The sequence below is a fragment of the Telmatocola sphagniphila genome, assembly GCF_018398935.1.
Classification (GTDB): Bacteria; Planctomycetota; Planctomycetia; order Gemmatales; family Gemmataceae; genus Telmatocola; species Telmatocola sphagniphila.
This window is the reverse complement of record NZ_CP074694.1, coordinates 3488142-3499900: the sequence shown is the minus strand read 5'-3', so window position 1 is coordinate 3499900 and position 11759 is coordinate 3488142. Positions and strand designations below refer to the sequence as shown.

Annotated in this window: 10 protein-coding genes; 6 read left to right on the top strand and 4 right to left on the bottom strand. The window is 50.5% G+C overall.

The window, feature by feature from the left end; genetic code table 11:
• The first annotated feature begins 111 nt into the window (after positions 1–111).
• Positions 112–1452 carry a DUF1501 domain-containing protein gene (locus KIH39_RS13830; protein WP_213493831.1) on the top strand — a complete coding sequence of 447 codons (1341 nt, stop codon included), beginning with the start codon at positions 112–114 and terminating at the stop codon, positions 1450–1452.
• A gap of 61 nt (positions 1453–1513) precedes the next feature.
• Here KIH39_RS13830 and KIH39_RS13825 read toward each other — a convergent pair whose 3' ends face one another.
• The 4 genes from KIH39_RS13825 to KIH39_RS13810 form a co-directional block, all read right to left on the bottom strand.
• The gene (locus tag KIH39_RS13825) at positions 1514–2182 is read right to left on the bottom strand and encodes a hypothetical protein (RefSeq protein WP_213493830.1); all 669 of its coding nucleotides are present in this window, start codon (positions 2180–2182) and stop codon (positions 1514–1516) included.
• 137 nt (positions 2183–2319) lie between these two features.
• On the bottom strand, positions 2320–3225 hold the full coding sequence (locus KIH39_RS13820) for a hypothetical protein (RefSeq protein ID WP_213493829.1): 906 nt from the start codon (positions 3223–3225) through the stop codon (positions 2320–2322).
• 155 nt (positions 3226–3380) lie between these two features.
• Positions 3381–3593: a hypothetical protein gene (locus KIH39_RS13815; protein ID WP_213493828.1), complete on the bottom strand. Its 213-nt coding sequence runs from the start codon at positions 3591–3593 to the stop codon at positions 3381–3383.
• A gap of 166 nt (positions 3594–3759) precedes the next feature.
• The gene (locus tag KIH39_RS13810; protein ID WP_213493827.1) at positions 3760–4980 is read right to left on the bottom strand and encodes an ATP-binding response regulator; all 1221 of its coding nucleotides are present in this window, start codon (positions 4978–4980) and stop codon (positions 3760–3762) included.
• 1009 nt (positions 4981–5989) lie between these two features.
• Here KIH39_RS13810 and KIH39_RS13805 point away from each other — a divergent pair.
• The 5 genes from KIH39_RS13805 (at position 5990) to KIH39_RS13785 (ending at position 11702) form a co-directional block, all read left to right on the top strand.
• Complete coding sequence (locus KIH39_RS13805) at positions 5990–6688, top strand: hypothetical protein (RefSeq protein WP_213493826.1); 699 nt, start codon at positions 5990–5992, stop codon at positions 6686–6688.
• Between the two features lie 288 nt (positions 6689–6976).
• Positions 6977–8401, top strand: coding sequence for a circadian clock protein KaiC (gene kaiC, locus KIH39_RS13800; protein ID WP_213493825.1), 1425 nt, complete (start codon positions 6977–6979; stop codon positions 8399–8401).
• An 18-nt stretch (positions 8402–8419) separates the two neighbouring features.
• Complete coding sequence (locus tag KIH39_RS13795; protein WP_213493824.1) at positions 8420–8743, top strand: circadian clock KaiB family protein; 324 nt, start codon at positions 8420–8422, stop codon at positions 8741–8743.
• Positions 8744–8752: 9 nt separating this feature from the next.
• Positions 8753–9112: a circadian clock KaiB family protein gene (locus KIH39_RS13790; RefSeq protein WP_213493823.1), complete on the top strand. Its 360-nt coding sequence runs from the start codon at positions 8753–8755 to the stop codon at positions 9110–9112.
• A complete protein-coding gene (locus tag KIH39_RS13785) occupies positions 9105–11702 on the top strand; it encodes a hybrid sensor histidine kinase/response regulator (protein ID WP_213493822.1) in 2598 nt (865 codons plus the stop codon). The genes KIH39_RS13790 and KIH39_RS13785 overlap by 8 nt, the downstream gene beginning before the upstream one ends.
• Positions 11703–11759 lie beyond the last annotated feature (57 nt).

The window sequence follows — 11759 nt, the reverse complement described above, 5'->3', positions numbered from 1 at the left end:
GATCCCGGTAAAAAGATCGCCTGCCCGGGATTCTCCTTGATCGATTTCGTTCGGTTAGTTATAAATACATAAGTTAATTCCCACCGTCCCTTTACTCTACAAGGGGATAATATGCTTACGCTATTCGGTTCTCCGCAGAAATATTGCGATGGCGTTAATCGTAGATCCTTCCTGAAAATTGGTGCGTTTGCCTTTGGTGCTACAAATCTGACCTTGGCGGATATTTTCCGTGCTGAGGCCAGCCAAAAGCAGACTTCACCCAAAGCCGTAATCAATATTTTCCTGGGCGGCGGTCCACCCCATCAGGACACGTTCGATTTAAAGCCAGAAGCTCCCAGCGAGATTCGCGGAGAATTCAAACCGATCAGTACGGCCGTGAATGGCATCCAGATCGGCGAGTGTTTTCCCGAAATTGCCAAGCGAATGAACGATTATGCGATTATTCGCTCGATCGTCGGTTCGACCGGGGGACACGACGCCATTCAGTGCACCACGGGCAAACCTCCTCGAGCAAACGCCAATATCGGCGGATGGCCGAGCATGGGATCCTTATTGTCCAAAGTGCTAGGCCCGGGAGATCCGAGCGTGCCTCCTTTCGTCGGTTTGGCCGCGAAGACGGCTCACCTTCCCTGGTCGGATTGCGGCGGTCCCGGTTTCCTAGGGGCACCGTATGCCGCTTTCAAGCCGGAAGGGCCCGACCTGGCGAACATGAAACTGTCGACGATCAATCAGCAATCCTTGGGTGATCGCAAGGAACTGTTAACTTCGTTTGACAATCTTCGTCGCGAAATCGATGCCAGTGGAAACATCCGGGGGATGGACGCCGCCAGCGAAAGAGCGCTGAATGTGCTGACCTCGAGCAAGCTATTGGATGCGCTGGATCTCAGCAAGGAACCCGAATCCTCGCGCAAGCGATACGGGGACGGAAAACCTTACCAGTTCCAATACGATGGCGCCCCTACGGTGAACGACCAGGTTCTGCTGGCCCGACGACTCGTGGAAGCAGGCGTCCGCTGCGTGACCCTGTCTTTTGGTCGCTGGGATAGTCATAGCAAGAACTTCGACCTGGTCCGAGATCATGGTCGAAAGCTGGATCAAGCTCTGTCGGCCCTGACCGATGATTTGAAGCAGCGTGGCATGCTGAATGATGTGGTAGTGATTGCCTGGGGAGAAATGGGCAGAACGCCGCGCATCAATAAGGAAGCGGGACGCGACCACTGGCCGCAGGTTTGTAGTGCTATTCTCGCGGGAGGGGCTTTACGGACCGGACAAGTAGTCGGTTCCACGGATCGCCTCGGTGAAAACGCTAAAGATCGTCCCGTCACGCATAGCGAAGTATTCGCGACAATTTACAAGGCCATCGGTATCGATCCGGATAGCACCATGGTGCTCGATCCCACCGGTCGGCCAACGCATATTGTCGAAAGTCAGGTGATTCGAGAGTTGGTTTAATTTCTGATGAATCATTGGCACAGAGGCCTCGGCGTTTGCCGAGGCCTCTTCTATGCGCTTCTCAGGGGCGGGGCTTTTTAATATCTTCCCCGACGGCCGTCGGAAGGATTAAATCCTTTTTGGTAAACGGGTATTTGTCCAGTCCGAGCTTTTCCAGCACTTCCGGATGAGGTTTCTTTCCGTCGAGATACTCGCCAGATAATTCCGTTGCGATTCTTGCGGAAACTTCGTCTCCAAAACCCATCGGTCCAATGAAAGATTGATCCTTTCGATAAAAATTCTCGACCGCATGAGCGCAATCGAATACGGAATCTTTATTCACGGAAATTCCACTGCAGGGGCGGTAAGCGACTTCTCCCCGATCAAACTTACCGACATGTAATTTGAAAGAGTCATAGAACTTTTCGCTGACTTCGAAGGGTCCCCACAGACTGACTCGAAGTTTGTTTTGCGTTGCAAATTCCAGGGACTTTTCCAGACTGAGATTAGTTCCTTTTTCCGGAAGTATTTGCACGGGTCGGACTACTTCGGTAGCCGGAAACCAGGAAAGCGTCGTCTGTTCCGCCTTGCCGTCCTTCATGTGGATCACCGTAGCGAAGGTATGGGTTTTCAGCGGATCATACGGTTGCGATTCCCAGGACATTACCGCAAAATAATATTTTTCTGTTTTGGAAATTTGAACATCCTGTTGAGCGAAACTGAACAGCGAAATTAGTAATAGAGAGTACACGACTCGGCTCCTGAACCAATGAGTTTCTCAATTGGAAAATGCATCGCAACTAATATGCCGAGAATGGGTGTATGTATCGAGAAATGGATGAGAAAGTCCGGACAGTTGTAATGTCCGGACAAGATGTTGATAATTAGTTACCTGGGTGGCGTATTAGAGTTGTTAGAGTTATTCGGGGACGTATTGGGATTAGTATTGTTGAAAGTCGGTTGGAAGTTATAACTTTCTCCAACAAGTTGTTGCCAGACTTTTTGTTGTTCGGGGGTTAAAAACTGATTCAATCGATTTTGATACTGTGACTGATATTCCCTATACATAACATTTCCACGATCCGGATTGCTTTGGCCCACGCGTTGAATCTCCTGCAATTGCTGGCGACTCCAATCGATGGAGTTCGAAAGATTGTTTTTCTGTTGCGCAGTCAGATTAAGTTTCGTCTGAATATCCGGGTCATTCAAGGTATTGAAGCCTCCGTATTGATAGTGTAATTGCTGATAGCGATTGAATTGATTCTGATTAAAAATATCTCGAGCGCCACTCATCCAGGCGGATTGATATTGGCGATTGAGTTCATTCATTCGGTTGGCTCGCTCGGTCTCATTCAAATTGCTCAGTCCGGAGAAATCGCGGTTGAATCGATTTTGAGTGTTCTGGGTGAGCGAGTTCAGCCGGTCCATTTGTGCCTGGGTGAGGTTCAAAGACTTCGAAACGCCGTTCATACCGTAAATCGAGAACGGATAGTTGTACGGCCGTTGCGCATTAAAGTTCTGATTGTTCGGTAGCGGATTGGTATTTTGCTTCGGGTTTTGATTGGGGTTTTGAGTGGGATTCTGTTGGTTTCCTGTCCCCGGGTTAGTGCCTGGGTTTTGCGGTTGGTTCTGGCCTCCCGCGGGTGCGGTCGGATTATTGCCTCCTTGAGGGGTCTGGGGAGTCGTGTTACCACCCGAGGGCGCCTGAGGGGTACCTCCAGCGGGGGCACGTTGAGCGGTTGCGTTAGCTGTAAGTGCTAATACCGCTAAGCCTGAAATATATATCGATCGCATTTTTCTGCCTCCTAGTTGAGTAATTCCGTCGCTAGAAGTCTCGCAAGAAGGATGCCGCGGAAAAGTGATTAGTGGACTATTGCGAAAAATATGAAAGAGTGGAGATTTGCAAAATAGAAAAATGTATAGGCCATCCGTGGCGCGCAACCTGAGGCTTAATTTCGGGATCTTCCGTTGAATCGATTCACAACTCGTTCCATATGTAAGGCACTGACCGGTATTAAACGGCTGGGCAAAAGCGTCTGAAGTTTTTGCTGCACCAGCTCGGCTGGGCTCAGTTGCTCCCGATCATCAATGACAAATTCTTCCACGGAACATAGGCTCTCTTCGTGTGCAATGCTCTGTGAAATTCGCGGTGACAAGATCATATCCATATTCCTCCTAAATCGTTTCTGTTAATAAAGCATTTCCCATGCCAATGCGGTAAATTGCCCAAAAAGGCCTTAGATAATCCAAGTAAATAGCGTTTTTTGTGCAAAAGCTGTCCGAATTGAGCACTGAAATGCGTAATCGAGGACAAAATCTTTCCGGTGCTTACAGGGCGCCTTTGGTCGCCGACTTCGAGGAGGCCGAAGATTCTTCGCATCGCGTCCATTTGGGGAGTCGGACGATGGCCTCGGTGCCCTGGTCTTTGCCCGCGCTTTGAATTGATACGGAGCCGCCGTGCATCTCAACGAGTTTTTTGACGAGAGTGAGGCCCAAACCGAGGCCGTTGGAAGTATGGTTGGGTTTAAAGGCTTCGCTTCGGGTAGACGCTAACAGAGCCTGCAACTCCAGTCGAGGTATTCCGATTCCCGTGTCGGCAATTCGCGTAACGTACTGCTTCTTCTCTGCTTTAACCGATAGAGTGATCTTACCATGAGGTCGATTGAACTTGATGGCGTTGTTGAGCAGGTTGCCAAAAATCTGCTCCAATCGCATGCGATCTCCGTACACGAAACAATCTCCTTCCTGGAAATTCTTTTCGATTTTCAAATGCGCTTTATCGATCAGAGGCTGATTAGTTTCCAGCGAGTGATTTAGAACATCGGCCAAATCGAGTTGTTCCGATTGAAGTGTTAGCTTATTTCGAGTGATTCGGGAGATGACGAGAAAGTCGTCGATTAAGCGAATCAGATCCTGCAATTGGCGTTCGATGATTCCTCGCGCTTTCTCCACTTGGCCAGGTTGCTGGCTGGAATTTTGGATAACTTCCAGCGCATTTTGGATGGGCGTGAGGGGATTTCGAAGTTCATGAGCCAGACTAGCCAGAAATTCGTTTTTCCGCTTATCCGCTAGCAGCAATGTCTGATTGGCAAATGCCAGCTCGAGCGTCCTTTCTTGGATCAGGCGTTCCAGCTGTGCTTCGGATTTCCTCTGAAGTAAAGCATAGCGGATGGTGCGATCCAAATCGGACGAATCGAACTGGTCCTGGACGAGAATATCATTCGCTCCGGCCTCCATTAAGAGCCGTTCGGCTTTCTCGTCGGCGGTATCCAGAAGGGTCAGGATGAGATTCTTGGAACCCTCCTTTCGAACGGCCTTCAAAAAATCCAGATGTTTGGTCCCGGCGGGGGAAAAATGAAGTAGGTAGATATCGTGTCGATTTTCCCGTATCGATTCCGCAGCGCATCCGAGGTCGGTCGTCGAATCGAGATGGAAGCGAGCATGTTCGATTTTTCTGATATAGCTTTGGATTAAGGCTTCCGTTTCGAGATTCAAATCGATTAGTAATATCCGAATTGCGGGCTTCGGGTCTTCCTTGGGATTCTGCATGATGATGTAACTCCTGGAATTTTCACAGCTTACAAATCGGAACTCTCCAGAAATTCAAAAGGCAAAATGCATAATTCGTGCCGGTTTTATGATGCGACTCGAATCAGGAAAATTTCCTACTCGCTCCTAAATGATCTCCGCCGTACCATCGCGCAAGTAACTTCTCAAACTTGAGTGCGGCATCGTCCAGCGCCGGACGGAAATTTTCGGGGAACCCACTCTTAAGGCCCTGCGAGGACTCATACTCCTCGCACCTTCTCAGGTCATTAGCCGAGATTCCGCCCTGTGGATGAAATTGATTGAAACAATTTTGAGTCTGGCACAGCCATTGCGAGGTAAACACGACTGGATTTTTAATAAAGTTCTCTTGGAGCGAACTCGCATGACCTTCCTGATGTCCTCTATTTTATGCGGATCCGAGTTTCATTTTTTCAAACTATCGGCTCGCGAACAAGGTTCTTCGAATTGAGCCTGACAAGATCCCCTCTTGTCGAGCAAAGAATCTCCAGCAGTTTCCCCGCAGGAAAAAATAATCTGATTCAAGAATAACCCATTCTCGATCAGTGTTCATATACCCTCCCACTTAATCCGCCGAGTGTTTCTTCCGGCGGTTCCCTATATAGCTTTTCGTTCACTTTGCGATTGGGATTTCATACCCAATCGCAAAGTCATTTTCGTTTCAACTCGGGTTGCCGCAAAAATAGTTGGAACACTTTTTGCTTAAGTCTGACTTCATCTGTCTGAAATGGATTCATTCCCAAAGGTGAGCGAAATTGACTCACCTAGAAATAAGGAGTTGACCATGTTGCGCAATACGATTCGACGAGCCGGAAATTTGCGGTGGGGTTTGGCATCCATGCTACTGGGGCTGCCGTTGCCCTTTATCATCCTGGCGTTTTTGTTCGGCGGCTGCAACCGATAACGCGGGAAATTTACCCCCTACGGTAAGAGATACTGATTGAACGGTATCCTCCGAAATGGGTTTCACATATTTACAGGAGATAGTGTTATGAGCGACGAACTCTATATGAGTGCCAATAAAGAATTCAACTCCGTCGGCACGCGGATTAACTGGGGAGCGATACTGGGCGGCGCTTTGATCGCCATCGGTTTTTACTCTCTACTGGCTATCCTGGGTGCGGCCGTCGGATTATCGATAAGCGAAAAAGTGAATCCCAAGAGTCTCCAAATCGGGGCGATAGTTTGGACGCTACTGATCAGTGCCAGTGCACTATTCGTGGGAGGCCTCGTTACAAGTCTGTTTATCACCCGGGAAAATAAAGTGGAAGCCATTCTCCACGGGGTAGTTATGTGGTCCGTGGTCTGCTTTTTACTTCTCATCTTCGGGGCAATTGGAGTCAAGACGGGATTGAACACCATGTCGGCCATGGCACCCGGGATCTCCAGTGTGAGTACGAACCAAAATTGGGAAGCGGTAGCTCGCCAAAATGGGGTTTCCCCCGAGATGGTAGATAGCTGGAAGAAGCAACTCAATGATTTTGTAAACGATCCCCAGGCTCAAGAACGTGCGGAAAAAGCGGCCTGGGATGCCGCGACTCGGATTTCCTGGTTTGCCTTCGCCGGCACCTGGATCACTCTGCTTGCTACAGCCGTTGGTTCATTGGTTGGTCTGGGACCAACTTTCCGAATTGTCCCTCTGACAACCCGAGAAACTAACCGACGTTTAGAGTATTCCTCGGTTCCCTAGATAACGGTCTAAAAAGCAAAGAGCGGCCTCGGCGTAAAAACCGGACGCTCTTTGCTTTTACAGTTCCCTACGAAATATTCTCGGGATCGGATTAAAAACTCTAGCTCTGAAATCGGCCCAGAATGACAGTAAATCGTTAGTAAGTTTAAAAGCCGACAGACTCATTCCTGTGAATCAATCAAGATAACAGTGTGCTGAGAAATCCAGGTCTTACTTTTTTAATAAAAATCGTCCGCTGGGAGAATCGATCAAGTGAGTCAGTCGATTGAAACCACCAGGAATCACGCCATGCAGACTCTTCCGAAATGCCCGACTGGAATCAAAGGCTTGGACGAAGTGACTTCGGGAGGATTTCCTCTAGCTCGCCCAACGTTGATTTGCGGCGGCCCGGGCTGCGGAAAAACTCTGCTGAGCATCGAATTTCTCGTGCGGGGGGCCACTCAGTTTAACGAACCCGGACTGATGATGGCCTTCGAGGAGACGGCCGCCGATCTGGCTGCCAATGTTCGTTCCCTGGGGTTTGATCTGGAGCGCTTGATCGCCGAAAAAAAACTCCTGGTCGACTACGTTTATCTGGAACGAAGTGAGATCAGCGAGACCGGAGAATACGATCTGGAAGGGATATTTGTACGCATCGCCCATGCCATTAATTCCATCGGTGCCAAGCGAGTAGTACTGGATACTCTGGAGGTTCTGTTCAGCGGTTTCTCCGACATGCAAATCTTGCGAGCGGAGATTCGCCGACTTTTCCGCTGGTTGAAAGAAAAGGGAGTAACCGCGGTAATTACCGCCGAGCGCGGGGAAGGTACTTTAACGCGCTTTGGATTTGAAGAATATGTCTCGGATTGTGTAATCATGATCGACCATCGGGTCACCGAACAGGTTTCCACGCGCCGGATGCGGATCGTCAAATATCGCGGCTCGGCTCATGGTACCAATGAATTTCCTTTCCTCATAGATTCCGATGGGCTTTGGGTCGTACCGATTACCTCGGCCGGAATGAATCATCCGGCATTTACAGATCGGGTTTCAACGGGTGTTACCGCACTGGACCAGATGCTCGGAGGGAAAGGTTATCTGCGGGGAACCAGCGTCTTGATTTCGGGCACGGCCGGAACCGGTAAAACCAGTTTGGCTGCGCATTTTGCTGCCGCCGCCTGCCAGCGCGGGGAGAAATGTATCTATTTCTCGTTCGAAGAATCTCCGGGACAGTTAATCCGAAATATGCGTTCCATAGGACTCGACCTGGAAAAGTGTGTCGGCCAGGGATTGCTGAAAATCCTGTCCCATCGGCCGAGCATGTACGGGCTGGAGATGCATCTGGCGCTGATTAACCGGGCTGTCAGTGATATTGCACCCAAGATCGTGGTCATCGATCCAATCAGTAACTTTATCGCGGCGGGAACGGGCCCGGAAACGGAAGGCATGCTGGTTCGACTGGTAGATTTTTTGAAAAGTCGTGGAATCACCAGCCTGTTCACGAACCTCATTCGGAATGGTTTCACCCCGGAGGCGACCGATTTCGGAATTTCTTCGATTATCGATACCTGGGTTTTACTGCGCGATCAGGAGAAAGAGGGTGCGCGAAGCGGATCGTTATTTGTTTTGAAATCGCGCGGAATGCCCCATTCCAAGCATATACGGCAATTTAGCCTGAGCGATAAAGGGATATTACTGGGTGGAAGTGACCCCGTAATTTCCTCAGCACGATGAAAAAGGAGGAACTCGGCCATGGGCGAGCAATCCATCGAACGAGTACAAGCCCTAATAGACCCGAATGTCTGGGAGCTGCGCTTATATGTGGCGGGTCATACTCCAAAATCCTTAACGGCTTTCTCTAACTTGAAAAAAGTCTGCGAAGAACATCTGGCCGGTCGCTACAAGATCGAAGTGATCGATCTTCTGGTCAATCCGCAACTCGCGGCAGGAGATCAGATCGTGGCGATCCCGACACTCGTCCGTAAATTGCCCGAGCCATTGCGAAAAATCATTGGCGATTTATCCGATACTGAAAGCCTTCTGGTTGGGCTGCAACTACGTCCGCGCAGGAAATAAGAGAATGCCATGGAAAACGACCGGTGGGAATCCCTCCCCGAGGCAGCGAACAGGATCGGAGCGGAAAAGTACTTTTTGCGTCTCTACGTGGCCGGAGTGACCGCGCGAACCCAGGAAGTCCTGGAACGCATTCAAAAAGTCTGCGAAGAATATTTGAAAGACTGCTACGAACTCGAAATAATTGATATCCATCAGCAACCGCATCTGGCAAAGGAACAGCAGATCATCGTTACTCCCACGCTCATCAAAGTACTGCCGCTCCCGATTCGACGACTGGTAGGCGACCTTCTCGAAACAGAAGAAGTATTGCGCGGCCTGAATATCGTTCGCAAACCCGCGGGTACCGAAAAGGATGCGGGCCATGCCTGACTACCCAGACATTGAGCAGCTTCGGACGGAAAACGAAGAACTCAAACTTCGTTTGATCGAAACGGAAGCGACGCTCGAGGCCATTCGCAGTGGGGAGGTCGATGCCTTAGTAGTCGCCGGCCCAAACGGACATCGAGTTTATACGCTGGAAGGAGCCGATCAGTTTTATCGGGTCCTGATCGAAGCTATGCAACCTGGGCAGGGAGCCGCCAGTTTAAGTCTGGATGGGACAATCCTCTATTGCAATCACTCTTTTGCGAGCATGATCAATGTTTCACAGGAGAAGGTCCGGGGAAGTTCCTTCGAGCAATTCATAGCGCCCTTCGATCGATCCGAATGGCATAGAGTGCTGCATGAAGCTCAAAGCACTCAGATTCAACGGGAATTTTTGCTGCATCCCAAGGAGGGGGCTTCGATTCCCGTCCACTTGGCTTTAAATGTGCTTCCGTTATCCGGTAGTATCGCCTTAGGTTTAGTAGTCACCGATCTGACGGAACGCAAAATTCAGGAAGACACAGTCCGAAGACTGGAACTCGAAGAAGCCGCGCGAACGCTGGCCGAGGAGAAAGCGCGTAAAGCCGTTCAATCCGAAACCGCCGCTCGGCAGAGCGAATCTCGCTTCCGGCAGCTGGCCGATGCCCTGCCGCAAATCGTCTGGATGGCTCGCGCGGATGGCTATCTCGATTATTTCAATAAACGCTGGCAGGAATTTACCGGGTTTCTTTCCGAGGGCATCGGCTCTGACGTCTGGCGACCGGTAGTGCATCCGGACGATATCGGGAATTGCCTGGCGCGCTGGTACGACTCCCTCAAGACCGGAAACGTTTATGAAATCGAATTTCGCTTATTCAATTCTTTAAATGCCGGCTATCGCTGGCATTTGGGTCGAGCTGTCCCGGTTCGCGACGAAAGCGGCAGAATCATCCGATGGTTTGGGACTTGCACGGATATCGATGAAACCAAAAAAGCAGCCGATCGCCAGAGACTACTTTGGGAAGCCGCGGCCATTTTGCTGACTACGGAAGATCCAGGCAGCATGATGCAGAAACTTTTTGCGAATATCGCTCCGCACTTCGGACTCGATTGCTACATCAATTTTCTGGTCACGGAAAGCGGAAGCGAATTGCGGCTCAATTCCTGCCTCGGAATTCCACCGGAAGATTTGCCTCGACTGACACGATTGAATTTTGGGCAAGCCATTTGTGGCAACGTTGCTCTGCACCGGCGTTCCATGGTGGCCAATTTCATTCAACAGAGCGAGGATTCCAAGACGCAGTTGATCAAAGGGCTGGGTCTGCGCGCCTATGCCTGCAACCCGCTGATCGTCGGCGGAAAATTGTTGGGGACTTTATCATTCGCCAGTCGTTCGCGGGATTGGTTCGAGGCGGACGAATTGGAATTTCTCAGCACCGTCACCCACTACGTGACCATCAGCTACGAACGACTCCGATTGTTGAAGCAACTTCAGGAAACCGACCGTAGAAAGGATGAATTTCTCGCCATTCTAGGACACGAACTGCGCAATCCCCTGGCTCCCATTCGCAATGCCGCCCAATATCTTAAGCTGAAAGGCGAATCCAATCCCGATCTGCAGAATGCTCGCGAGATCATCGAAAGGCAGGGGGCCCATCTCACCCGACTCGTGGACGATCTCCTGGATGTCTCGCGGATCACGCGCGGCAAGATTACCCTTCAGAAAGAGCGTGTTACCCTCGAAGTGATTCTCACGAGTGCCATCGAATCCAGCCGACCGGCCATCGAAGCCGCCGGTCACGCGCTGATTGTCGAACTGCCCAAAAAGCCGATCTATATCCAGGGCGATTTCACTCGGCTCGCTCAGGTCTTTGGGAATCTGTTGGTGAATGCCGCCAAATATACGGATCGCGGCGGAGAAATTCGGATTACCGCCCGGCGGGAAGGCGCTGAAGTGGCGATATCGATTTCCGATACCGGAATAGGAATTCGGCCGGAGCATCTGAATCGACTTTTCGAAATATTTTCCCAAGTCGATTCCGCCCTCGAACGAACTCAGGGCGGTTTAGGAATCGGACTCTCCCTGGTGAAGGGGCTGGTTGAAATGCATAATGGAAGCGTCGAAGCGCATAGTGATGGCCCGGGTCATGGCAGCCAGTTTCTCGTGCGATTACCAGTTCTGGAGGATGCGGAGCCTGTGAAAGCAAACGATACTACCTGCGCACTCGGGGAGGAAGTCGATGGCAAGGGCATTCGGATTTTAGTTGCCGATGACAACCTGGATTCGGTGCAGAGTTTGTCAATGATGCTTTCGATAATGGGTTATGAAATACGAGAAGCGCACGATGGGGCCATGGCCGTGGAAGTGGCGGAGGAGTATCAGCCCGAAGTGATCTTCATGGATATCGGCATGCCCCGATTGAACGGCTACGAAGCGGCCAAGCGCATCCGGACTTATCCCTGGGGGAAAAGCATCAATCTGATAGCTTTGACCGGTTGGGGACAGGAGGATGACAAAAAGCGAGCGGATGCCGCGGGTTTCAATTATCACTTCACCAAACCGGTTTCGATGGAAGCGTTGCGGAAACTACTGAGCCGGATTGCCAGCCATGCCTGAGCGGTCAGACTGAAAAGGGATATTACAAACTTCAGGAAAATTGTAATCCCATCGGCT

Bases quoted from the DNA above. Each gene is read 5' to 3' on its own strand.
- KIH39_RS13785 (WP_213493822.1), top strand. From the start codon at position 9,105: ATGCCTGACTACCCAGACATTGAGCAGCTTCGGACGGAAAACGAAGAA.
- KIH39_RS13790 (WP_213493823.1), top strand. From the start codon at position 8,753: ATGGAAAACGACCGGTGGGAATCCCTCCCCGAGGCAGCGAACAGGATC.
- KIH39_RS13805 (WP_213493826.1), top strand. From the start codon at position 5,990: ATGAGCGACGAACTCTATATGAGTGCCAATAAAGAATTCAACTCCGTC.
- KIH39_RS13795 (WP_213493824.1), top strand. From the start codon at position 8,420: ATGGGCGAGCAATCCATCGAACGAGTACAAGCCCTAATAGACCCGAAT.
- KIH39_RS13830 (WP_213493831.1), top strand. From the start codon at position 112: ATGCTTACGCTATTCGGTTCTCCGCAGAAATATTGCGATGGCGTTAAT.
- KIH39_RS13820 (WP_213493829.1), bottom strand. From the start codon at position 3,225: ATGCGATCGATATATATTTCAGGCTTAGCGGTATTAGCACTTACAGCT.
- KIH39_RS13810 (WP_213493827.1), bottom strand. From the start codon at position 4,980: ATGCAGAATCCCAAGGAAGACCCGAAGCCCGCAATTCGGATATTACTA.
- kaiC (WP_213493825.1), top strand. From the start codon at position 6,977: ATGCAGACTCTTCCGAAATGCCCGACTGGAATCAAAGGCTTGGACGAA.
- KIH39_RS13815 (WP_213493828.1), bottom strand. From the start codon at position 3,593: ATGATCTTGTCACCGCGAATTTCACAGAGCATTGCACACGAAGAGAGC.